Below are 21681 nucleotides of genomic sequence, written 5' to 3' on the forward strand. Positions count from 1 at the left end.
CGAAAGCAAAAATCAAGGGTTTACAGGCCAGAGTGGGACAATAGAGGGGATATGCATCCCAAAGTTCTTCTCGACGCCTGTGCCGAACTCGTCAGGCTGACCCTCACTTTCGAACACCCCGCCGATGCGGTGGTGTCGCGCTTTTTCCGTGACAACCGGGGCCTGGGGCCGCGCGAGCGTGCCACGCTGGCCGAAACGGTCTACACCGTGCTGCGCAAGAAGCTGCTGTTCGACCACATGGCGCCCTCGGGCTCCGGTCCCCGGGAGCGCCGCCTGGCCATCCTGGGTTTCTACGGCCCGCGCGATTTCCTTCTGGGCGCCCTGACCGATCAGGAAAGGAAGTGGCTCGAACAGTGCGATGGCGTGACCGCCGGCGACCTCATGGAGCGCCACCGCCACAACCTGCCCGAGTGGCTGGTGCAGCCGCTCAAGGACCAGCTGGGCGCGGGCTTCTGGCCGCTGGTGGAAAGCCTGTCGAACGCCGCACCGCTGGACCTGCGCGTGAATGCCCTGCAGGACAAGCGCGCCGATGTGCAAAAGGAACTCGCCAAGGCGGGCATCAAGGCCGTGCCCACGCCGTACTCCCCCTGGGGCCTGCGCATCGATGGCAAGCCGGCGCTGGCCAAGCTCGACGTGTTCACGCGCGGCGCCGTGGAAGTGCAGGACGAAGGCTCGCAGCTGCTGGCCCTGCTGCTGGACGCCAAGCGCGGTGAGATGGTGGTCGACTTCTGCGCCGGCGCGGGCGGCAAGACCCTGGCCATCGGCGCCACCATGCGCAACACCGGGCGCCTGTACGCCTTCGACGTGTCGGGCCACCGGCTCGACGCCCTGAAGCCGCGCCTGGCGCGCAGCGGGCTGTCCAACGTGCACCCGGCCGCCATTGCGCACGAGCGCGACGATCGCATCAAGCGCCTGGCCGGCAAGATCGACCGGGTGCTGGTCGATGCGCCCTGCTCGGGCCTCGGTACCCTGCGCCGCAACCCCGATCTCAAGTGGCGCCAGTCGCCCCAGTCGGTCGAGGAACTGGTCGCCAAGCAGACCGCCATCCTGGCCAGCGCAGCACGCCTGCTCAAGTCGGGTGGCCGGCTGGTGTATGCCACCTGCAGCATCCTGCCGCAGGAAAACGAGGCGATTGCGGACGCCTTCACGGCCGCCCACCCCGATTTCGTGCCGCTGGATGCGGGCGAAGCGCTCACCCAGCTCAAGGTGGAAGGTGCCGAAAAATTGTGCAGCGGCGGCGCCTCGGGCACTGGTTATCTGCGCCTGTGGCCCCATATCCACCAGACCGACGGGTTCTTTGCTGCGGGCTGGACAAGGAAGTAAGCACCCCCTGAGTCGCTTCGCGCCTTCCCCCTCTCTCCTATTGCTTCGCAATCTGGGAGGGGGACGCCCCCAGCGCGGCGGGGCGGCCCTTGCGCGGGGGCGCTGGCTTGGGGCGCGCCAGTTGCGTCGGATGTCGGTGCGTGCGCGTTCTGGCACAGGGGTTGCATGGCTTTGTCATGCAGGCGACGCAGGAGCCAATCCACTCTGGATACTGTGGATAACCTCTAATCGAAAAGGGGGTCTGCCCTTTAAAATTGGCCTGCCCGCCATCGCTGGTGGTCGGGTATCTTGTACAAGGTTTTTCTGAATATGCTGTTACCCGACTGGGTTGTACTGAACGCGGCCATCGACTGGCTGGGCCACGGACTGTGGAACCTCGCCTGGTGGCAGATCGTGCTGTACACGCTGGCGACGACCCACATCACGATCGCGGCCGTCACCATCTTCTTGCACCGCTCGCAAGCCCACCGTTCGGTGGACCTGCATGCGATTCCTTCGCATTTCTTCCGTTTCTGGCTGTGGGTCGGCACCGGCATGGTGACCAAGGAGTGGGTCGCCATCCACCGCAAGCACCACGCCAAGTGCGAGACCGCGGATGACCCGCACAGCCCGCAGACGCGTGGCCTGGATACCGTGATGTGGCGCGGCGCCGAGCTGTACCGTGCGGAATCGAAGAACCTCGAGACCATGAAGAAGTTCGGCCACGGCACGCCCGATGACTGGATGGAGCGCAATGTCTACACCCGCTTCGGCTGGCAGGGCGTGGGCCTGATGCTGGTGCTCGACCTGGCGCTGTTCGGTGCTGCAGGCGCGGCCGTCTGGGCCGTGCAGATGCTCTGGATCCCGTTCTGGGCCGCGGGCGTGGTCAACGGCGTGGGCCACTACTGGGGCTACCGCAACTTCGAGGCGACGGACGCCAGCACCAACCTCTCGCCCTGGGGCCTGGTCATCGGTGGCGAAGAGCTGCACAACAACCACCACACCTACCCGACCTCGGCCAAGTTCTCGGTCAAGCCCTATGAGTTCGACATCGGCTGGGCCTACATCAGCCTGATGAAGAAGCTTGGCTGGGCCACGGTCAAGAAGGTCCCGCCCAAGCTGCTGCGCGGCGACGTGAAACCCGTGGCCGACGAAAAAACGCTGGAGGCCCTGATCGCCAACCGCTACGAGGTCATGGCCGGCTATGCCCGCGGCGTGCGCCAGGCCTGCAAGGACGAGATCGCCGCGCTGCAGGCGCGCCAGGCCGACGCCTCGGTGCTCAAGGCCGCCAAGCGCTGGCTGCACCGCGACGCCGAAAAGGTGCCCGCGAATGCCCAGTCCCAGCTGGCCCAGGCGCGCGCTGCCCACCCGGCCCTGGACAAGATGGTGACCATGCGCGAGGAACTGCGCCAGATGTGGCTCAACACCACGCAGTCGCGCGAGCAGCTCACGGCCGACCTGCAGGCCTGGTGCCGCCGCGCCGAAGAGAGCGGCATTGCCGCCCTGCGCGATTTCTCCGTCAACCTGCGGGCCGCGCGCGCCTGACGGTGTCTTTGCAGGGCTTGCGCAAGGCAAGGCCATGCAGGGTCTGCGTTCCGCAGGGGACCTCCGGCACCCTGTGACCACTGCCTGGTCCCATCGATGGATGTAGACGCCCTGCACACCCACGCCGCCTTTGCGGCACTCATCGCACTGCTCCAGTGGGTGGGGTTCACACCCTTGTTGTGGCCCTGGCTGGCCACTACGGCGGTCGGGCGGCAACTGGGTTTTCTGCCGACCCTGTGTGTGGGGGTGGGCATTGGCTTGCTGGCAAACTTCCAGGTCTTTTTCGCTGCGGTGGCGGCAGGCCAGGGAGGATGGCCTGCCTGGGTGCTGCCGGCCGGCGCTGCCGCGCTCACGCTGCTGGCCTGGGGCGGGCTCGTGCGCTGTTTTCGGCACGTGCAACCTGCGGTGCAATCTCTTCCTGTCACGAACCCCTGGTATCGGGACGCCATCGGCATGGCCGCTGTCGCCGTGGCCCTCACCCTGTACGTCCAGGATGTGGCCCTTTCCCATCCGGGCGTCTTCGATGCCTGGGACACCATCAGCAGCTGGAACCGCTGGGCGATGGAGTGGCATCGCCAGACCCTGCCGACGAATACCTCGGGCTACCCACAACTGCTGCCAACGGCCTTGGCCGGTTTGTATCGATGGGTCGACCCGCGGGCCGCAGAGCCGGTGGCGCGGCTGTTCCTGCTGTTGTTCCCTGCATTGCCCTGCCTGCTGTTCGTGGATGGATACCGGCGCTGGCGTGACGACGCCTTTCTCTGGGGATGTGCGGCCTGGCTTGTTTTGCTGCGCTTCGCGTTCCGGGGCATGGCCGATTCTGGCTATGCCGATGTGCCGGTGGCCTGCTTCGTTGCGGTGACTGCCTATCTGCTGTTGCTGGGCTGCCGTGGTGGAGTGAACCTCCGCATGGCCTTGGCGCTGGCCGCCATCTGTGCCGCTGCAGCGCTGCTGACCAAACAGCCCGGCGGTATCGCATGGTTGCTGTGGCTGGTCATGGCGGCCGTCCTGTTGCTGCGCCGACAGCTGTCCTGGACGTCGGTACTTGCCAAGGCGTCGCTTTTTCTGCTGCTCGCCGCGCCCTGGTATCTGTGGGTAGCCTGGTGGATCTGGACGGGGGTCGATATCACGAACATCGACTACCTTGTCGGCTCCATCCACGCGGGTCGGAGCTGGGGCCAGCGCATCGGCCACGCTCTGCAGGGGCAGCTCCTGGGCGCGCTCGCCGGTTTTGGCTCGGCTGCCGTGGCTGCCAGTGCCGTCGGTGCACTGCTGGCTGCGGCGTGCAAAAGTCCGGGCGGCAGGCGGCTGGTGTTCGGCCTGTGCCTGCCCTACCTGCTGCTGTGGGCCAGCCTGTTTTCCTACGACATCCGCAACTTCCTGCCCGTGGTGGTGCCGGTCGCCTGGGCTTTGGGTATTGGTGTGCGCAATATCCTCGGTGCATTCTCCAGAAAGCGGCCACCGGCCGCTGCGGGCGACGTTGCCTTGGTGGTTTCGATCCATCCCGGGCTGCGCCGATGGGGGCCCGCCGGTGCCCTGGCTGCCTTCGCCATGCTGGCATGGGTGGCGCCCTGGAGCACCGAGGACTTGCGGCTGCGCCAGTCGGCGTTGCAGCGGGAGACCGGTGATCCAGTGCTGAACCGCTATCTGATCGACTACGAGCGCAACCCAGGCTTCGACGGGGTGCTGATGGGGACCTATTCATCCATGCTGATCATCGAAGAGTTGAGGCGCCATACGGTCATGCTCACGAGCGATCCCAACGTGCTGCCCCGCGCGTTGCATCAAGCGTTGGAGCGGGGCCGGCCCTGGTGCGAATTGGTCGCCATCGCGCCGCGGTTCGCGCCGGTTCGCTACCTGCTGCTGCACCGCTTCATTCTGTCGCCCACGATCGAATCCTCCCTGGCCGAAGGTTCGTTGCACGTCATCCACGAGCAAGGGGATTTGCGCTTCATGCGTGTCAGCTGCCCACCTCTCCCTGGCCTGTGAGTGACTGGCCTGTACCAGGATGGGCGTTGGTGCGTTCCCTGGGGCCGTGTATCGCAATGGCGCTGTCAGCCGCAGGGTGCGCGCTCTTGGTGAACAGCCGCCGCAGGCCGTCCCGAAGCCGCTGCAAGGCCTGGTGCCCTGGGCGACTTGTTTCATGGGCGCTGCCTTGCTGCGGCATCTCGGGCGGCGTCAGCAGGAGCGTGGCGGGCGAAGACATCCCGGCCTGCATGCCCACCCAGGCGCCTTGTGCGCTGCGCCATGCCATGTGGGGCAGCAGGTGGATCGGGAAGGGGACGCCAGGGTGGTGCGCCGGAGCGCTGTTCAGGACGGCAGTGCCCGAGAGGCAGCGCAACTCGCTGCTCGCATCCAGCCAGACGAGCTGGCCCTGGCCCGGCTGCAGGCGCAGCGTCCGGCCAGCGCCGTCCTGGGCTCTGACAGGTTGCACAGGGGCTTCAGGGCAGGAGGCGCCACTGGCCGTGAAGGATGGGGTAGGGTGCTGCTGTTTCATGCCTTGAGCGTAGAACCGTAGACTGCATCGCAACAGGCACAGGGATGCGTGGCGCGGTGCGAAGCAGCGGAAGGATTTCTGCTCTGTTTCGGTTGGATTTCGGCAACCCTGTATCTGTTCTGGTTGCCGGTTCGAGCGCATCATCGACCCGCCATGCCTGTATCTTCTGAAGAAAACCTCCCCCTGTACCGCCAACTGGCCGACCACTACAAGCAGGCGGTGGCCCAGGGCGTGCTGCTGCCCGGCGCGCGCATGCCGTCGGTGCGCGAGCTGATGCAGCGCCATGGCGTGAGCCTGTCGACCGCGCTGCAGGCGCTGCGCACCTTGGAGGAGCAGGGCAGCGTGCAGGCGCGTCCCCGGGTCGGCTATTTCGTGCAGGACCACCGGGTGCACCTGCTGGACCACAGCAGCGAACCCGACCCCCGCTGCCCGGTGCAGCAGATCGACGGGGCCCAGTTCGCGGGCATCAATGAGCGCATCTCGCTGTGGCTGGAGCAGGGGCGCCGGGCCCAGGTGCGCGTGGACCTGGGGGCGGCCATGCCCGCGCCCGAGCTGTTCGACCACCTCACCCTCAACCGGGTCGGCGCGGCACTGCTGCGCGAGTTTCCCGAGGTGCTGGTGCAGGGCAATTCACGGCCCGGCACCCACCCCCTGTTCCAGGCCGCCATGGCCCGGCAGGCGCTGGAAGTCGGCGTGAACGTGGCACCGCAGGAGGTGATGGCCACCCTGGGCAATTCGGATGCGGTGAACCTGGCGCTCGCCGCAGTGACCGAGCGCGGCGACGTGGTGGCCGTGGAGTCGCCCACCTTCTATGGCGTGCTGCAGGCGGTGGAGACCCAGAACCTGCGCGCGCTGGAGATCCCCAGCAGCTCGCGCACCGGCATCTCGCTCGACGCCCTGGAGCTGGCCGTGCAGAGCGAACCGCGCCTGAAGGCCGTGGTGGTGGTGCCGCACCTGCAGATGCCCAATGGCGCGCTCATGCCCGACAGCCACAAGGAGCGGCTGGTGGCCTTCTGCCGGCGCCACCAGCTGGCGCTGATCGAGGACGACATCTACCGCGAGCTGGTCGATGCGCCCGTGCTGCAGCGCCCGCTCAAGGCCTGGGACGAGACGGGGCAGGTGATCTACTGCGTGTCCTTCAACAAGACGCTGGCGCCGGGCCTGCGCCAGGGGTGGATGAACGGCGGGCGCTGGCACGAGCGCATCCAGATCCTGAAGTTTGCCCGCACCCGCAACATGCAGGTATGGGCCCAGTTGCTGGCGGCGCGCACGGTGGGCACACCCGCGCACGAGCGCCACCTGCGCCGCTTTCGCAGTGCGCTCAGGGTGCAGCGCGAGCGCAGCGTGCAGATGGTGGCGCGGCATTTTCCGCAGGGCACGCGCCTGTCGGTGCCGCCCGGCGGGCTCAGCCTGTGGATCGAGCTGCCGGCCGGTGTCTCTTCATCCCTGCTGTTCGAGCAGGCCCTGGCCTTGGGCATCCGCGTGGCGCCAGGGCCGATCTTCTCCAATTCGGGGCGCTACGAGGGCTTTTTGCGCCTGAGCTGCGGCCTGCCGTTCTCGCCCGAGGTGGAGTGGGCCTATGGTGAGCTGGGGCGCCTGCTGCATGAGCAGGCGGGCGCGGTGCGGCGGGCCGCTTGATCTCTGCCTTCGTTCGTGTGCAGCGGCCAAAGAAAAAGCCGCCCGGCGGGTGCCGGGCGGCTTTTTTCTGGGGTAAACCAAGGCTGAATTACTTCAGCTTGATTTCCTTGTATTCCACATGCTTGCGTGCCTTGGGATCAAATTTCATGATCAGCATCTTTTCGGGCATGGTCTTCTTGTTCTTCGTCGTCGTGTAGAAGTGACCGGTACCCGCAGTGGATTCCAGCTTGATCTTGTCGCGTCCGCCTTTGCTTGCCATGGTGTTTCTCCTTAAGCCTGGCCACGTGCGCGCAGGTCTGCGAGCACAGAGTCAATACCGTTCTTGTCGATCAAACGCAGGGCGGCGCTCGAAACGCGCAGGCGAACCCAGCGGTTTTCGGTCTCGACCCAGAAACGGCGGTATTGCAGGTTCGGCAGGAACCGGCGCTTGGTTTTGTTGTTGGCGTGGGAAACGTTGTTCCCGACCATGGGCTTCTTGCCCGTTACGTCGCAGACGCGTGCCATGAGGACACTCCGATACTGTTCAACGGCCGTTCGCCCGGTGCTCCTGGGGGATCTCCCAAGGGCTGGCTTGCGGCCTCACCTCGCCAGAAAGGGTGGCGGTAACCCCGGGCATCCCAGAAAAAGAGGCCCGATTTGGATTTTTTGCCTGCAAGAAAACGGGTAGCAGATACCCGCCTGAATTCAGGAAAGCCTTGGATTATAGCGGCCCGCGCGCAGTGGCGTCAAATGGCGTCCCGGCGCGGCGGTTTTCACTCCTGCTCGAGGAAGCGCTGGGCGTCCAGTGCGGCCATGCAGCCCGTGCCGGCGCTGGTGATGGCCTGGCGGTACACGTGGTCCGCCACGTCGCCGGCCGCGAACACGCCGGGCACGCTGGTCTGCGTGGCAAAGCCCTTGAGCCCGCCCTGGGTGATGAGGTAGCCGCCTTCCATCTCCAGCTGGCCCTTGAAGATATCGGTGTTGGGCGAGTGGCCGATGGCGATGAAGCAGCCATGCAGCGTGATGTCCTCGGTGCTGCCGTCCTTGGTGCTCTTGATGCGGATGCCGGTCACGCCGGTGGCGTCGCCCAGCACCTCGTCCAGGGTGTTGAACAGCTTGAGCTCGATCTTGCCGGCGGCGACCTTCTCGTTGAGCTTGTCCACCAGGATGGGCTCGGCCTTGAACTTGTCGCGGCGGTGCACCATGGTGACCTTGCTGGCGATGTTGGAGAGATACAACGCCTCTTCGACGGCCGTGTTGCCGCCGCCGACCACGGCCACGGGCTTGTCGCGGTAGAAGAAACCGTCGCAGGTGGCGCATCCCGAGACGCCCCGGCCCATGAAGGCCTCCTCGGAGGGCAGGCCCAGGTACTTGGCCGATGCCCCGGTCGCCAGGATCAGCGCGTCGCAGGTGTAGGTGCCGCTGTCACCGGTGAGGGTGAAGGGGCGCTTGCTGAAGTCGACCTTGTTGATGTGGTCGAAGATGACCTGGGTCTTGAAGCGCTCGGCGTGCTCCAGGAAACGCTGCATCAGCTCCGGCCCCTGCACGCCGTTCACGTCGGCCGGCCAGTTGTCGACTTCCGTCGTGGTCATCAGCTGGCCACCCTGGGACATGCCGGTGATCAGCACCGGATTGAGGTTGGCGCGGGCTGCATAGACCGCTGCGGTGTAGCCGGCAGGACCGGAGCCGAGGATCAGAACTTTCGCGTGTTGGGTGGTAGACATGGTAAAAGCCTGTGTTTTGCGCCCGCTACACGGGGCGCTGTTGGGAAAGCTGGGGGGCGGGGCGCCAAGTATCAACCGCGCTCGGTCGCCACACGCAGCCCCAATTTCAATCACGGCGATTGTAAGAACCCATCAGGGCGCGCGAGGATGCGCCCTGAATAACCCGCTGCGGCACCGGTGGAGCCGCGCCTTTAGAGAGGAGAAGTTTCCATGTCAACGATGTTGTCCAACCTGGACCTGCTGCGCCGGGTACCGCTGTTTTCGCTGCTCACCGTGGCCCAGGCCGAGGTGATCAGTGGTGCCGTGGTCAAGAAGCGCTTCAAGCGCGGCGAGGCGCTGGTCGAGCAGGGGCAAAAATCCAACGCGCTGTTCATCCTGCTCACCGGGCGGGCGCGCGTGCTCACGACCGACAGCCGGGGCCGCGAGGTGATCCTGGCCAACCTGGCGCAGGGGGACTACCTGGGCGAGATGAGCATCATCGACAACGAACCCCATTCGGCCACCGTGCGCGCCGAGGTGCAGACCGACGTGCTGATGCTCGGGCGCACCGAATTCGCACGCTGCCTGACGGAAAACGCCTCGATGTCGCTGGTGGTCATGCGCGGGCTGGTCAAGCGCTTGCGCCATGCCGACCGCAAGATCGAATCCCTGGCCCTGCTCGATGTGTACGGCCGCGTGGCCCATGCGCTGCTGGATTTTGCGACCACCGACGCGCAGGGCCAGCGCATCATCCGCGACAAGATCTCGCGCCAGGACCTGGCCAAGATGGTCGGTGCCTCGCGCGAGATGGTCAGTCGCGTCATGAAGGACCTGGAGGAGCGCGGTTTCATCGAGGTGCTGCCCACCGGTGCCACGGTGCTCAAGGACCGTCTGGACGCGCTGGGCTGAGACGGCTTCTGCGCAGCGGCGCGCAGGTGTCCATAGGGTAAGCTTGTCGCGGCACGCTTATGACCTACTCACTCAATACATTGAACGCATCGTCCGCCGTGAAGTCGCCGCCCCGCTCGGGCGCGGCCCGCTTCGGGCATGAAATCGGCCTGGTGCTGGGGCTCCTGGCCCTGGTCTTCTGGCTGCTGGCGCTGGTCAGCTACTCCGCGCAGGATGCCGCCTGGTCGTCCTCCGGCCCCTCGGATTCGCGTGCCGTGCTCAACTGGGCCGGGCGCTTGGGTGCCTGGCTGGCCGATGGCAGCTACTTTGCCCTCGGTTTCTCGGTCTGGTGGTGCGTGGCGGCGGGCGTGCGCTCGTGGCTGTCGTCGCTGGCGCGCTGGATGCGCGGCGGTGAGGTGCTGCCCGGTGCCGTGAGCCCCATGGCGCGTCGCGGCCTGTTCTGGGGCGGGCTGGTGGTGCTGATGTGTGCCAGCACCGCGCTCGAATGGTCGCGCCTGTACCGCTTCGAATCGCTGCTGCCCGGCCATGCCGGCGGCGTGCTCGGCTACCTCACGGGGCCGGCCAGCGTCAAATGGCTGGGCTTCACCGGCTCGGCCCTGTTGTGCATCGTGCTCGCCGTGCTGGGCGCGGCCCTGGTGTTCCGTTTTTCCTGGGGCCATGTGGCCGAGGTGCTGGGCGGGCGCATCGATGCGCTGGTGCAGTCGCGCCGTACGCAGCGCGAGGTGGCCAAGGATGTGGCCGTGGGCCGCAAGGCCGCGCGCGAGCGCGCCGTGGTGGTGCTGGAAGAAAAGACCGAGAGCGAGGAACACCACCCGCAGCCGGTGCAGATCATCGAGCCCGTGCTGGTCGACCTGCCGCTGAGCACCCGTGTGGTCAAGGAGCGGCAAAAGCCCCTGTTCACCGAGATGCCCGACAGCAAGCTGCCGCTGGTGGACCTGCTCGACGGCCCGCAGCAGCGCCAGGAGACCGTGGCGCCCGAGACGCTGGAGATGACCAGCCGCCTGATCGAGAAGAAGCTCAAGGATTTTGGCGTGGAAGTGCGCGTGGTCGCGGCCATGCCCGGCCCGGTGATCACACGCTACGAGATCGAGCCCGCCACGGGCGTGAAGGGCTCGCAGATCGTGGGCCTGGCCAAGGACCTGGCGCGCTCGCTGAGCCTGGTCTCCATCCGCGTGGTGGAAACCATCCCCGGCAAGAACTTCATGGCGCTGGAGTTGCCCAACGCCAAGCGCCAGTCGATCCGGTTGTCCGAGATCCTCGGCTCGCAGGTCTACCACGAGGCCAAGAGCATGCTCACCATGGGCCTGGGCAAGGACATCGTGGGCAACCCGGTGGTGGCCGACCTGGCCAAGATGCCGCACGTGCTGGTGGCCGGTACCACGGGCTCGGGCAAGTCGGTGGGGATCAACGCCATGATCCTCTCGCTGCTCTACAAGGCCGAGGCGCGCGACGTGCGCCTGCTGATGATCGACCCGAAGATGCTGGAAATGTCGGTCTACGAAGGCATTCCGCACCTGCTGGCGCCCGTGGTCACCGACATGAAACAGGCCGCCCACGGCCTGAACTGGTGCGTGGCCGAGATGGAGCGCCGCTACAAGCTCATGAGCAAGCTCGGCGTGCGCAACCTGGCTGGCTACAACACCAAGATCGACGAGGCCAAGGCGCGCGAGGAGTTCCTCTACAACCCCTTCAGCCTCACGCCCGAGGAGCCCGAGCCGCTGCAGCGCCTGCCGCACATCGTGGTCGTCATCGACGAACTGGCCGACCTGATGATGGTGGTGGGCAAGAAGATCGAAGAGCTGATCGCGCGCCTGGCGCAGAAGGCGCGCGCCGCCGGTATCCACCTGATCCTGGCCACCCAGCGCCCCAGCGTGGACGTGATCACTGGCCTGATCAAGGCCAACATCCCGACCCGCATCGCCTTCCAGGTGAGCAGCAAGATCGACAGCCGCACCATCCTCGACCAGATGGGCGCCGAAGCCCTGCTGGGCATGGGCGACATGCTCTACATGGCCAGCGGCACCGGACTGCCGATCCGCGTGCACGGCGCCTTCGTGTCGGACGAAGAAGTGCACCGTGTCGTCCATTACCTCAAGGAACAAGGGGAGCCGGACTACATAGAGGGCGTGCTCGAAGGCGGAACTGTGGACGGCGACGGGGATCTGTCAGGGGAGGGCGGTGGCGGTGAAGGGGGTGAAAAAGACCCCATGTACGACCAGGCCGTGGAAGTGGTCCTCAAGGACCGCAAGGCCAGCATCTCCTACGTCCAGCGCAAGCTGCGCATCGGCTACAACCGCTCGGCGCGCCTGCTGGAGGACATGGAGAAGGCGGGCCTAGTCAGCGGCCTCACCGCCAGCGGCCAGCGCGAAGTGCTGGTGCCTGCTCGCCCTGAATGAGGCGTTGCGGGCCCGGCGCCCACCACCCAAGGAGTCTATTTTTGAAAAAAGTTGTGACAGCCATCGTGATCGCGGCCAGTGCCCAGTGGGCCAGCGCGGACGGGCTCAAGAGCCTCGAATCCTTCATGAAGAGCACCCAGACGGGCCGCGCCGAGTTCACCCAGGTGGTGACCTCGCCGCCCAAGGAGGGGCAGACGGCGCGCACCAAGAGCTCCAGCGGATCGTTCGAGTTCCAGCGCCCGGGGCGCTTCAAGTTCGTCTACAAGAAGCCCTTCGAGCAGACCATCGTGGCCGATGGCCAGACCCTGTGGCTGCACGACGTGGACCTGAACCAGGTCACGCAGCGCGCCCAGGCCCAGGCCCTGGGCACCACACCGGCGGCCCTGCTGGCCTCGGCCCCCGACCTGTCGGCGCTCAAGGCCGACTTCACGCTCGAGGCGGCGCCCGAGGCCGACGGCCTGCAATGGGTGCTGGCGCGCCCCAAGGCCAAGGACGGGCAACTGCAGAGCGTGCGCGTGGGCTTCGCGGGTGAGCAGCTGGCGGCCCTGGACATCCTGGACAGCTTCGGCCAGCGCTCGGCCATCCGCTTCAGCGGCATGCAGGCCAACCCGCCGCTGCCGGCCGGCACCTTCCAGTTCAAGCCGCCTGCCGGGGCGGACGTGGTCAAGCAGTAGGCGGACGCTGCGGCCTATTTCTTCTGGATGACGCCGCGCGCATAGCCGCCGTGCGCCGAGGGCAGCACCATGCAGATCATGGCGCGGCCCTGCTGCTTTTCGAGCTGCTGGACCACGGTGCGCTGCTCGTCGTAGTCCTCGCCGGCACGCAGGTCTGCCGCGGTCTTCTTGATGCGCTTGAGCAGCTCCTGCACCTTGTCGTCGTTGATGCCGAGGTTGGGGCAGTTCTTGGCCGCGAAATCGGCCGACGCGAGGGCCGAGCCCAGCTGGGCCTCGATGGCCTCGGCTTCGGTCACGTCGGCATGGGCGGCTGCTGCCAGCAGGGTCAGGGAAACGCTGAGCAGCAGGCTGGAAAGGGAGCGTTTGGTGGGATGGGTCATGGTGTGCGTGATCGAATGGGAGGAGGCCGGGGGCAGCGGCCTCACCAGAGGTAGGCCTCGGGCAACTGGCCCGAGTGCCGGCGGTGGCGGGTCGGTTGGGTCTTTCCTTCGTGGATGACCATTTCCGGCCCCTCGAAGGATATCTGTGCGCGCCGGGTCAGGGTGCGCCCGCGCACGGTAAACACCATCTCGATGCCCGTCGGATCGCTCGCCACCTTCCAGGTGCCGTCCAGGCTGCGCAGTGCATCGATCTCGCCTTTCTTGAGGTAGAGCCGCACCGTGCCATCGGGCAGGAACTGCACGATGTTGGAGGAGGGCGAGTACTCCTCCCACCAGCCGACCAGGGCCGTGGCCGTGTCCTGCACGACCGCGCTCGCGGCGGGGCGCGTGCTCTGTGCGTGGGCCTGCAGCGCAGGCAGGGCGAAGCTGGAGAAGGCCAGGGCGGCCAGCGCGAGCGGGCGCAGCCAATGCCGAAGTGGGTGCGAATGTGCCATGGCGAGGAAAATAGGGCAGTTGTCTGCCCGCTTTATAGGCCAGGCCCGGGCAGGTTCATGCCAGGGGCCGCAGGATTCTGTGACATTGTTGGCGTTTCGGGTGCGGGCCTGTGTTGGAATCGGGCATGCCGTCCGCTTGCAGTGGGCTGCCGAACCTCCATCTGGATGCTGTGCCCGCCATGGCATCCACCCTTCCACGATGGCCCCTTTCATGAGTTCCTCGCGCAGTTCTTCGTCCTCTCCTGCCTCCGGCGCCACCCACCAGCCGCTGGCCGAGCGCCTGCGCCCGCGCACGCTCGGCGAAGTGATCGGGCAGCAGCAGGTGCTCGGGCCCGGCATGCCGCTGCGCCTGGCCTTCGAGTCGGGCCGCCCGCACAGCTGCATCCTGTGGGGCCCACCGGGCGTGGGCAAGACCACCATCGCGCGCCTGATGGCCGACGCCTTCGACGCGCAGTTCATCAGCATCAGTGCCGTGCTGGGCGGGGTCAAGGACATCCGCGAGGCGGTGGAACGCGCCGAACTCGCGCGCGATGGCCTCATGCAGCAGCGCACCATCGTCTTCGTGGACGAGGTGCACCGCTTCAACAAGAGCCAGCAGGACGCCTTCCTGCCGCACGTGGAAAGCGGCCTGTTCACCTTCATCGGCGCGACCACCGAGAACCCCTCGTTCGAGGTCAATTCTGCGCTGCTGTCGCGCGCTGCGGTCTATGTGCTGCAGCCCCTGTCGGCCGAGGATCTGCAGCAGCTCGTGGCACTGGCCCAGCAGCAGGGCGCCCTGCCGGCCATCGAGCAGGACGCCATCGACCGGCTCGTGGCCTATGCCGACGGCGATGCCCGGCGCCTGCTCAACACGCTGGAAACCCTGGCCATGGCGGCCACGCAGGAGCAACTGGCCGAGATCTCGGATGCGTGGCTGCTCAAGGTGCTGGGCGAGCGCATGCGCCGCTACGACAAGGGCGGCGAGCAGTTCTACGACACCATCAGCGCGCTGCACAAATCCGTGCGCGGCTCCGACCCCGATGCGGCGCTGTACTGGCTGGTGCGCATGCTCGATGGCGGGGCCGACCCGCGCTACATGGCGCGGCGCTTGGTGCGCATGGCCAGCGAGGACATCGGCCTGGCCGACCCGCGCGCGCTGCGCCTGGCGCTCGATGCCGCCGAGGTCTATGAGCGCCTGGGCACGCCCGAGGGCGAGCTGGCGCTGGCCGAGTGCGTCGTCTACCTGGCCGTTGCGCCCAAGTCGAATGCCGTCTACAAGGCCTACAACGCGGCGCGCGCCTGGGTCAAGCAAGATGGCACGCGCCCGGTGCCCATGCACCTGCGCAATGCACCGACCAGGCTCATGAAGCAGCTCGATTACGGCAAGGGCTACCGCTACGCGCACGACGAGGAGGGCGGTTTCGCGGCGGGCGAAAACTACCTGCCCGAGGGCATGCAAGCGCCCGGCTTCTACCAGCCGGTGGAGCGCGGACTTGAAATCAAGATCGCACAGAAATTGCGTGAGCTGCGTGATCGCAACAGCACGGCCGAAGGCGCAGCGCTACCCGAGGACTGAAGGGCAGCAGGACAAATTGCGTTGAATCCGGCGTTATGCCGATTTTGCATGAGTGCGGTAATAAGTTTGCGCAGCAATATTCTTGCGTGTATCAAAATTACTTATGTACCCGGGCGGTCGCTGATGGACTTGCGAACCCGAGGGAAAACCCCGCCAATCCTGGAGGGGGGCTCCTGACACTACTGGCTACAATCCCGTCCACAAACCCGCACAGCTGCATTTCTGGCGGGTTTTTTGCTAGATGGCAGTCGGGCCCACAAGGCTGTACCGATTCCGGTGCCTGCGCTTGGGGTGCGTTACAAACGAAGGACTTCTCTTATGGACATTTTGCTGCAACAGATCATCAACGGTCTGGTTCTCGGCAGCATGTACGCCTTGATAGCCTTGGGCTATACGATGGTGTACGGCATTATTCAACTGATCAACTTCGCCCACGGCGAGGTGCTCATGATCGGTGCACTCACCAGTTGGAGCTGTATCGGCCTGATGCAAGGGGCCATGCCCGGCGCACCCGGATGGCTGATCCTGCTGCTGGCGACCATCATTGCCTGCGTGGTCGCTGCCACCCTGAACTTCGTGATTGAAAAAGTCGCCTACCGGCCGCTGCGCAGCAGCCCGCGCCTGGCCCCCCTGATCACCGCGATCGGCATGTCCATCCTGCTGCAGACGCTGGCCATGATCATCTGGAAGCCCAACTACAAGCCCTATCCGACGATGCTCCCGAGCTCGCCGTTCCAGATCGGCGGCGCCTTCATCACCCCCACCCAGATCCTGATCCTGGGCGTGACCGCGATCGCCCTGGCCTCGCTGGTCTACCTGGTGAACCACACCAACCTGGGCCGCGCGATGCGCGCCACGGCAGAGAATCCCCGCGTGGCCTCGCTGATGGGTGTCAAGCCCGACATGGTGATCTCGGCCACCTTCATCATCGGTGCCATCCTGGCGGCCATTGCCGGCATCATGTACGCCTCCAACTACGGCACGGCGCAGCACACCATGGGCTTCCTGCCGGGCCTCAAGGCCTTCACGGCCGCCGTGTTCGGCGGCATCGGCAACCTGGCCGGCGCAGTGGTCGGCGGCATCCTGCTGGGCCTGATCGAAGCCATCGGCTCGGGCTACATCGGCGCCCTCACAGGCGGCCTGCTGGGCAGCCACTACACCGACATCTTTGCTTTCATCGTGCTGATCATCATTCTCACGCTGCGTCCTTCGGGTCTGCTGGGTGAGCGTGTGGCGGATCGAGCCTGAGGACCCTCGCCATGAAGAACAACAACCTTGCCAAATGGGTCGTCGGCGGCATCGCGCTGCTGATCCTCCCGCTGATCCTGCAATTCTTCGGCAACGCCTGGGTGCGCATCGCCGACCTGGCCCTGCTGTACGTGATGCTGGCCCTGGGCCTGAACATCGTGGTCGGCTACGCCGGCCTGCTCGACCTGGGCTACGTGGCCTTCTATGCCGTGGGTGCCTACCTGTTCGCGCTGATGGCGTCGCCCCACCTGGCCGATACCTTCACAGCCTTTGCGGCCATGTTCCCCAACGGCCTGCACACCTCGCTGTGGCTGGTGATACCGTTGGCGGCGCTGGTCGCGGCGCTGTTCGGGGCCTTGCTCGGGGCGCCCACGCTCAAGCTGCGCGGCGACTACCTGGCCATCGTGACGCTGGGCTTCGGTGAAATCATCCGCATCTTCCTGAACAACCTGGACCACCCGGTCAACCTGACCAACGGCCCCAAGGGCCTGGGGCAGATCGACTCGGTCAAGATCTTCGGTCTGGACCTGGGCAAGCGCCTGGAGCTGTTCGGCTTCGACATCAACTCCGTCACGCTGTACTACTACCTGTTCCTGGTGCTGGTGATCATCAGCATCGTCATCTGCTACCGCCTGCAGGATTCGCGCATCGGCCGTGCCTGGATGGCCATCCGCGAAGACGAGATCGCCGCCAAGGCCATGGGCATCAACACCCGCAACCTCAAGCTGCTGGCCTTTGGCATGGGCGCCTCGTTCGGTGGCGTCTCGGGTGCCATGTTCGGTGCCTTCCAGGGCTTTGTCTCGCCCGAATCCTTCAGCCTGATGGAGTCGGTCATGATCGTCGCCATGGTGGTGCTGGGTGGCATCGGCCACATCCCCGGCGTGATCCTGGGTGCCGTGCTGCTGTCGGCCCTGCCCGAGGTGCTGCGCTACGTGGCCGGTCCGCTGCAGGCCATGACCGATGGCCGCCTCGACTCTGCCATCCTGCGCCAGTTCCTGATTGCCGTGGCGATGATCGTCATCATGCTGATGCGCCCCCGTGGCCTGTGGCCCGCGCCCGAGCACGGCAAGAGCCTCACGCAGAAGTCCTGAACACCGCAGAAAGTTAGAACATGGCAGAGAAATCCAAAGATGTGGTGCTGAAGGTTGCGGGCATTTCCAAGCGCTTCGGCGGCTTGCAGGCCCTCTCCGACGTGGGCATCACGATTGAGCGCGGCCAGGTCTATGGCCTGATCGGTCCGAACGGCGCAGGCAAGACCACGTTCTTCAACGTGATCACCGGTCTGTACACCCCTGACAGTGGCACCTTCGAGCTGGCCGGCAAGCCCTACGAGCCCACGGCCGTGCACGAAGTGGCCAAGGCGGGCATTGCCCGCACCTTCCAGAACATCCGCCTGTTTGCCGAAATGACGGCGCTCGAGAACGTGATGGTGGGCCGCCACATCCGCACCAAGTCCGGCCTGGTGGGAGCGGTGTTCCGCACCAAAAGCTTCAAGGAGGAAGAGCTGGCCATCGCCAGGCGCGCGCAGGAATTGCTCGACTACGTGGGCATCGGCAAGTTTGCCGACTACAAGGCGCGCACCCTGAGCTACGGCGACCAGCGCCGCCTGGAGATCGCCCGTGCCCTGGCCACCGATCCCCAACTGATCGCCCTGGACGAGCCCGCCGCCGGCATGAACGCCACCGAGAAGGTGCTGTTGCGCGAGCTGATCGACCGCATCCGCAACGACAACCGCACCATCCTGCTCATCGAGCACGACGTGAAGCTGGTGATGGGCCTGTGCGATCGCGTGACCGTGCTCGACTACGGCAAGCAGATTGCCGAAGGCAACCCTGCCGAAGTGCAGAAGAACGAAAAAGTGATTGAGGCCTATCTGGGCACCGGAGGACACTGAGAATGGCCGAAAAATCGAACAAGGTACTGCTGCAGGTCAAGGGCCTGAAGGTGGCCTACGGCGGTATCCAGGCCGTCAAGGGCGTGGACTTCGAAGTGCGCGAAGGCGAGCTGGTCTCGCTCATCGGCTCCAACGGCGCCGGCAAAACCACCACCATGAAGGCCATCACGGGTACGCTGCCCATGGGCGATGGCGACATCGAGTACCTGGGCAAGAGCATCAAGGGCAAGGGCGCCTGGGACCTGGTCAAGGATGGTCTGGTGATGGTGCCGGAAGGCCGTGGCGTGTTTGCGCGCATGACCATCACCGAGAACCTGCAGATGGGCGCCTACATCCGCAAGGACAAGGCCGGCATCCTGGCCGACATCGAGAAGATGTTCACCATCTTCCCGCGCCTGCGCGAGCGCAAGGACCAACTGGCCGGCACCATGTCGGGCGGTGAGCAGCAGATGCTGGCCATGGGTCGCGCGCTGATGAGCCAGCCCAAGGTCCTGCTGCTGGACGAGCCCTCCATGGGCCTGTCGCCCATCATGGTGGACAAGATCTTCGAGGTGGTGCGCGACGTGTACGCCCTGGGCGTGACCATCGTGCTGGTGGAGCAGAACGCGAGCCGCGCGCTGGCCATCGCCGACCGAGGCTACGTGATGGAGTCGGGCCTGATCACGATGACCGGCCCGGGTCGGGAACTGCTGAGCGATCCCAAGGTGCGCGCCGCCTACCTGGGCGAGTAAGCACCCGCTGCACGCAAGAAAATGCCGCCCCGAGGGGCGGCATTTTTCATGGCGGGTGCCGGCCGATGGCAGGCCGGACTCAGTACTTGTACTGCACGCCCAGCGTGGTCATCTTCACGCCCGAGTTGTCGTCCGCGAAGTGGAACTTGTGGCGCTCCCACTCCACCACGGCGGCCCACTGCTGGTTGAAGTTCCAGCGTGCGCCCAGGCCATAGGACAGGCCGAAGCCGCTGTCCTTGCCCGTGGCCACGCCCAGGCCCGAGAAGCCCGAGGTGCGCGTGCGGCCATAGGTGGTACCCACCTTGCCGAACAGGTCGAACTGCTCGTTCAGCGGGGCCCGCCCGACCAGGCTCAGGTTGACGCCCTGGGCCCGGGTGGTGCCCCCCAGGCGGTGGGCCTTGCCGGCATTCAGGTAGCTCAGTTCCACGCCGGCATTGGGGTGGAAATAGCCGCCGGTGGACAGCTTCCAGGCGGCGTCGGAGTCGTCGAAGCCCAGGCCGGTGCCAGCGGGGCCGGCGTTGAGATCGTAGTTGGAGCGGCCACCGCTCAGGCCGATGTAGCCTTGCTGGGTGTACGGGATGACAGAGTCGCGCTGCTGCTTTGTCGCGCTGTTGCTGCTGCTGGTCTGCGCGTGCACGCCGGTGGCGACGCAGGCGGCTGCAGCAACTGCCAGCCAGGGAATCATTCGGAGCGGGGATGGCATGGGGTATGTCCTTGGATCGTGGAGAAGTTCGGCGGGCGGGGTGTGCCCGCGAGGCGAACGCCCAATCTAAGCTGCGGCCCGGCCAACCCCTGTAGGACTGTGGGCAGCTGGCGGGTAGGCCCAGTCCGGGGATCCGGCGATCGGCCGGTTGGGGCCGCGGGGCCGCTCGGATGGGTCTCGGGTCGGCCTGGAATGGCCCGGCGGTTAAACTCCGGGCAGTCACGCTGGCGTCATGGTTTTGTCATGGCGTCGTCATTTTCAAGAAATCCCATCCCCCGTTCCAGGAGCCTCTCCCATGCTGTTTGCCAAGCTGTTGCCACGCGAAGGCAACTTTTTCGAAATGTTCAACCAGCATGCGGACCGCATCGTGGAAGCGGCTCGCGCCTTCTCGCAACTGGTGGCGAACTACAACGATCCGCACCTGCGCGACAAGTACAACCAGGACGTCGACAACGCCGAGCGGGCTGCCGACCGCGTGACGCACGAGGTCAACAAGGCCATCCACAAGACCTTCATCACCCCCATCGACCGTGAGCAGATCCACACGCTGATCAACACCATGGACGATGTGGCCGACCTGATCCAGGACTCGGCCGAGACCATGGCGCTGTACGACGTGCGCCACATGACGGACGAGATCACGCGCCTGACGGACCTGAGCCTCAAGTGCTGCGAGCGCGTGCGCGATGCCGTGAAGCTGCTCGACAAGATCGCCGACCCTGCCGTGGCCGAGGCCGCCCTCAAGACCTGCGAGGAGATCGACAAGCTCGAATCCGACGCCGACCGCGTGATGCGCAGCGCCATGAGCAAGCTGTTCCGCGAGGAGCCCGATGTGCGCGAAGTGATCAAGCTCAAGGCCATCTACGAGCTGCTGGAAACCATCACCGACAAGTGCGAGGACGTGGCCAACTGCATCGAGGGCATCGTCCTCGAGAACTCCTGATCGACAGGGTCCAGCAGCATGCAAACCGTACAAGCAGCCCTGTGGGTTGTCATCTTGCTCGTGGCGCTCGCCCTCCTGTTCGACTTCATGAACGGGTTCCACGATGCCGCCAACTCGATCGCCACGGTGGTCTCCACCGGCGTGCTCAAGCCCGCGCAGGCGGTGCTGTTCGCGGCATTCTTCAATTTCGTGGCCATCTTCGTGTTCCACCTGAGCGTGGCCGCCACGGTGGGCAAGGGCATCGTGCAGCCCGGCATCGTGGACACGCACGTGGTGTTCGGCGCCCTGGTGGGCGCCATCACCTGGAACGTGATCACCTGGTACTACGGTATCCCCAGCAGCTCCTCGCATGCGCTGATCGGCGGCATCGTGGGCGCGGTGATCGCCAAGGCCGGCGCGAGCGCGCTGGTCTCCACCGGCATCCTCAAGACCGTGGCCTTCATCTTCGTCTCGCCGCTGCTGGGTTTTGCGCTGGGCTCGCTGATGATGGTGGCCGTGGCCTGGATCTTCCGGCGCTCGCGGCCGAGCAAGGTGGACAAGTGGTTCCGGCGCCTGCAGCTCGTCTCGGCCGGGGCCTACAGCCTGGGCCATGGCGGCAATGATGCGCAAAAGACCATCGGCATCATCTGGCTGCTGCTGATCGCCACGGGCTATGCCTCGACGACCGATGCCTCGCCCCCGACCTGGACCATCGTGAGCTGCTACGTGGCCATCGGCCTCGGGACCATGTTCGGTGGCTGGCGCATCGTCAAGACCATGGGCCAGAAGATCACCAAGCTCAAGCCCGTGGGCGGCTTCTGCGCCGAGACGGGCGGGGCGCTGACCCTGTTCCTAGCCACCACGCTGGGCATCCCGGTTTCCACCACGCACACCATCACCGGCGCCATCGTCGGCGTGGGCTCGACCCAGCGCGCCAGCGCCGTGCGCTGGGGCGTGGCCGGCAACATCGTCTGGGCCTGGGTGCTCACCATCCCGGCCAGTGCCTTCGTGGCGGCCATCGCCTACTGGGTGAGCCTGCAGCTGTACTGAGCCGCGGCCAGGCACCGGCCAAGAAAAAGGCCCCCGGGATGATGCATCCCGGAGGCCTTTT

The 21681-nt window shown here is 65.9% G+C and carries 21 protein-coding genes; 14 read left to right on the forward strand and 7 right to left on the reverse strand.

The genetic code is table 11. The annotated features are described in order from the left end of the window. The first annotated feature begins 51 nt into the window (after positions 1-51). From AC07PA_RS04390 to AC07PA_RS04400, 3 genes are all read left to right on the forward strand, one after another. Positions 52-1323 carry an RsmB/NOP family class I SAM-dependent RNA methyltransferase gene (locus tag AC07PA_RS04390; protein WP_494604427.1) on the forward strand — a complete coding sequence of 424 codons (1272 nt, stop codon included), beginning with the start codon at positions 52-54 and terminating at the stop codon, positions 1321-1323. 309 nt (positions 1324-1632) lie between these two features. Next, on the forward strand, positions 1633-2847 hold the full coding sequence (locus AC07PA_RS04395) for a DesA family fatty acid desaturase (RefSeq protein WP_007859753.1): 1215 nt from the start codon (positions 1633-1635) through the stop codon (positions 2845-2847). 96 nt (positions 2848-2943) lie between these two features. After that, positions 2944-4836, forward strand: a complete 1893-nt coding sequence (locus AC07PA_RS04400) for a hypothetical protein (protein WP_494604430.1) — start codon at positions 2944-2946, stop codon at positions 4834-4836. Here AC07PA_RS04400 and AC07PA_RS04405 read toward each other — a convergent pair. Further along, positions 4808-5281, reverse strand: coding sequence for a hypothetical protein (locus tag AC07PA_RS04405; protein WP_035206102.1), 474 nt, complete (start codon positions 5279-5281; stop codon positions 4808-4810). The genes AC07PA_RS04400 and AC07PA_RS04405 overlap by 29 nt on opposite strands. Positions 5282-5497: 216 nt before the next feature. Here AC07PA_RS04405 and AC07PA_RS04410 point away from each other — a divergent pair, with 216 nt between their 5' ends. Beyond that, entirely contained in the window at positions 5498-6982 is a 1485-nt protein-coding gene (locus AC07PA_RS04410) for an aminotransferase-like domain-containing protein (protein WP_494604432.1), read from the forward strand. 88 nt (positions 6983-7070) lie between these two features. Here AC07PA_RS04410 and rpmG read toward each other — a convergent pair whose 3' ends face one another. From rpmG to trxB, 3 genes are all read right to left on the reverse strand, one after another. Beyond that, positions 7071-7241: a 50S ribosomal protein L33 gene (gene rpmG / locus AC07PA_RS04415; protein WP_007859760.1), complete on the reverse strand. Its 171-nt coding sequence runs from the start codon at positions 7239-7241 to the stop codon at positions 7071-7073. Positions 7242-7252: 11 nt separating this feature from the next. Beyond that, positions 7253-7486, reverse strand: a complete 234-nt coding sequence (rpmB, locus tag AC07PA_RS04420; RefSeq protein ID WP_007859763.1) for a 50S ribosomal protein L28 — start codon at positions 7484-7486, stop codon at positions 7253-7255. A gap of 248 nt (positions 7487-7734) precedes the next feature. After that, entirely contained in the window at positions 7735-8685 is a 951-nt protein-coding gene (gene trxB / locus AC07PA_RS04425) for a thioredoxin-disulfide reductase (protein ID WP_007859764.1), read from the reverse strand. Positions 8686-8895: 210 nt separating this feature from the next. On the opposite strand from trxB, the gene AC07PA_RS04430 reads away from it, so the two are divergent. Genes AC07PA_RS04430 through lolA form a run of 3 tightly spaced genes read left to right on the forward strand, consistent with a single transcriptional unit; the run spans position 8896 to position 12643 of the window. Continuing rightward, positions 8896-9573 carry a Crp/Fnr family transcriptional regulator gene (locus tag AC07PA_RS04430; protein WP_007859765.1) on the forward strand — a complete coding sequence of 226 codons (678 nt, stop codon included), beginning with the start codon at positions 8896-8898 and terminating at the stop codon, positions 9571-9573. A 59-nt stretch (positions 9574-9632) separates the two neighbouring features. Next, the gene (locus tag AC07PA_RS04435) at positions 9633-11969 is read left to right on the forward strand and encodes a DNA translocase FtsK (RefSeq protein WP_007859767.1); all 2337 of its coding nucleotides are present in this window, start codon (positions 9633-9635) and stop codon (positions 11967-11969) included. 41 nt (positions 11970-12010) lie between these two features. After that, positions 12011-12643: an outer membrane lipoprotein periplasmic chaperone LolA gene (gene lolA, locus AC07PA_RS04440; RefSeq protein ID WP_494604436.1), complete on the forward strand. Its 633-nt coding sequence runs from the start codon at positions 12011-12013 to the stop codon at positions 12641-12643. Between the two features lie 14 nt (positions 12644-12657). On the opposite strand, the gene AC07PA_RS04445 is transcribed toward lolA, so the two are convergent. Beyond that, positions 12658-13023, reverse strand: coding sequence for a hypothetical protein (locus tag AC07PA_RS04445; RefSeq protein WP_007859772.1), 366 nt, complete (start codon positions 13021-13023; stop codon positions 12658-12660). Positions 13024-13064: 41 nt separating this feature from the next. Further along, positions 13065-13517, reverse strand: coding sequence for a hypothetical protein (locus tag AC07PA_RS04450; RefSeq protein WP_007859774.1), 453 nt, complete (start codon positions 13515-13517; stop codon positions 13065-13067). A gap of 211 nt (positions 13518-13728) precedes the next feature. On the opposite strand from AC07PA_RS04450, the gene AC07PA_RS04455 reads away from it, so the two are divergent. The 5 genes from AC07PA_RS04455 to AC07PA_RS04475 all read left to right on the forward strand — a co-directional run bounded on the left by AC07PA_RS04455 (position 13729) and on the right by AC07PA_RS04475 (position 18945). Continuing rightward, entirely contained in the window at positions 13729-15072 is a 1344-nt protein-coding gene (locus AC07PA_RS04455) for a replication-associated recombination protein A (RefSeq protein ID WP_494604439.1), read from the forward strand. Between the two features lie 318 nt (positions 15073-15390). Continuing rightward, entirely contained in the window at positions 15391-16320 is a 930-nt protein-coding gene (locus AC07PA_RS04460; protein ID WP_007859779.1) for a branched-chain amino acid ABC transporter permease, read from the forward strand. 11 nt (positions 16321-16331) lie between these two features. Then, a complete protein-coding gene (locus AC07PA_RS04465; protein ID WP_007859781.1) occupies positions 16332-17411 on the forward strand; it encodes an ABC transporter permease subunit in 1080 nt (359 codons plus the stop codon). 20 nt (positions 17412-17431) lie between these two features. Further along, positions 17432-18214 carry an ABC transporter ATP-binding protein gene (locus AC07PA_RS04470; RefSeq protein ID WP_007859784.1) on the forward strand — a complete coding sequence of 261 codons (783 nt, stop codon included), beginning with the start codon at positions 17432-17434 and terminating at the stop codon, positions 18212-18214. 2 nt (positions 18215-18216) lie between these two features. Further along, complete coding sequence (locus AC07PA_RS04475) at positions 18217-18945, forward strand: ABC transporter ATP-binding protein (protein ID WP_007859785.1); 729 nt, start codon at positions 18217-18219, stop codon at positions 18943-18945. Between the two features lie 79 nt (positions 18946-19024). Here the strand turns inward: AC07PA_RS04475 and AC07PA_RS04480 are convergent, their stop codons facing one another. After that, positions 19025-19648, reverse strand: a complete 624-nt coding sequence (locus AC07PA_RS04480; RefSeq protein ID WP_494604443.1) for an outer membrane beta-barrel protein — start codon at positions 19646-19648, stop codon at positions 19025-19027. Between the two features lie 295 nt (positions 19649-19943). Here AC07PA_RS04480 and AC07PA_RS04485 point away from each other — a divergent pair, with 295 nt between their 5' ends. Together AC07PA_RS04485 and AC07PA_RS04490 are read left to right on the forward strand one after the other, a co-directional pair. Then, complete coding sequence (locus AC07PA_RS04485) at positions 19944-20591, forward strand: DUF47 domain-containing protein (RefSeq protein WP_007859787.1); 648 nt, start codon at positions 19944-19946, stop codon at positions 20589-20591. Between the two features lie 18 nt (positions 20592-20609). Beyond that, positions 20610-21620 (forward strand): inorganic phosphate transporter, encoded by a 1011-nt coding sequence (locus tag AC07PA_RS04490; protein WP_007859788.1) that lies wholly within the window; start codon positions 20610-20612, stop codon positions 21618-21620. Positions 21621-21681 lie beyond the last annotated feature (61 nt).

It is taken from the genome of Acidovorax sp. GW821-FHT09B03 (assembly GCF_059418305.1).

Excerpts from the sequence above, each read along its gene's own strand:
- AC07PA_RS04390 (WP_494604427.1), top strand. The coding sequence starts at position 52 with ATGCATCCCAAAGTTCTTCTCGACGCCTGTGCCGAACTCGTCAGGCTG.
- AC07PA_RS04395 (WP_007859753.1), top strand. The coding sequence starts at position 1,633 with ATGCTGTTACCCGACTGGGTTGTACTGAACGCGGCCATCGACTGGCTG.
- AC07PA_RS04400 (WP_494604430.1), top strand. The coding sequence starts at position 2,944 with ATGGATGTAGACGCCCTGCACACCCACGCCGCCTTTGCGGCACTCATC.
- AC07PA_RS04410 (WP_494604432.1), top strand. The coding sequence starts at position 5,498 with ATGCCTGTATCTTCTGAAGAAAACCTCCCCCTGTACCGCCAACTGGCC.
- rpmG (WP_007859760.1), bottom strand. The coding sequence starts at position 7,241 with ATGGCAAGCAAAGGCGGACGCGACAAGATCAAGCTGGAATCCACTGCG.
- rpmB (WP_007859763.1), bottom strand. The coding sequence starts at position 7,486 with ATGGCACGCGTCTGCGACGTAACGGGCAAGAAGCCCATGGTCGGGAAC.
- trxB (WP_007859764.1), bottom strand. The coding sequence starts at position 8,685 with ATGTCTACCACCCAACACGCGAAAGTTCTGATCCTCGGCTCCGGTCCT.
- AC07PA_RS04430 (WP_007859765.1), top strand. The coding sequence starts at position 8,896 with ATGTCAACGATGTTGTCCAACCTGGACCTGCTGCGCCGGGTACCGCTG.
- AC07PA_RS04435 (WP_007859767.1), top strand. The coding sequence starts at position 9,633 with ATGACCTACTCACTCAATACATTGAACGCATCGTCCGCCGTGAAGTCG.
- AC07PA_RS04445 (WP_007859772.1), bottom strand. The coding sequence starts at position 13,023 with ATGACCCATCCCACCAAACGCTCCCTTTCCAGCCTGCTGCTCAGCGTT.
- AC07PA_RS04450 (WP_007859774.1), bottom strand. The coding sequence starts at position 13,517 with ATGGCACATTCGCACCCACTTCGGCATTGGCTGCGCCCGCTCGCGCTG.
- AC07PA_RS04455 (WP_494604439.1), top strand. The coding sequence starts at position 13,729 with ATGAGTTCCTCGCGCAGTTCTTCGTCCTCTCCTGCCTCCGGCGCCACC.
- AC07PA_RS04460 (WP_007859779.1), top strand. The coding sequence starts at position 15,391 with ATGGACATTTTGCTGCAACAGATCATCAACGGTCTGGTTCTCGGCAGC.
- AC07PA_RS04465 (WP_007859781.1), top strand. The coding sequence starts at position 16,332 with ATGAAGAACAACAACCTTGCCAAATGGGTCGTCGGCGGCATCGCGCTG.
- AC07PA_RS04470 (WP_007859784.1), top strand. The coding sequence starts at position 17,432 with ATGGCAGAGAAATCCAAAGATGTGGTGCTGAAGGTTGCGGGCATTTCC.
- AC07PA_RS04475 (WP_007859785.1), top strand. The coding sequence starts at position 18,217 with ATGGCCGAAAAATCGAACAAGGTACTGCTGCAGGTCAAGGGCCTGAAG.
- AC07PA_RS04480 (WP_494604443.1), bottom strand. The coding sequence starts at position 19,648 with ATGCCATCCCCGCTCCGAATGATTCCCTGGCTGGCAGTTGCTGCAGCC.
- AC07PA_RS04485 (WP_007859787.1), top strand. The coding sequence starts at position 19,944 with ATGCTGTTTGCCAAGCTGTTGCCACGCGAAGGCAACTTTTTCGAAATG.
- AC07PA_RS04490 (WP_007859788.1), top strand. The coding sequence starts at position 20,610 with ATGCAAACCGTACAAGCAGCCCTGTGGGTTGTCATCTTGCTCGTGGCG.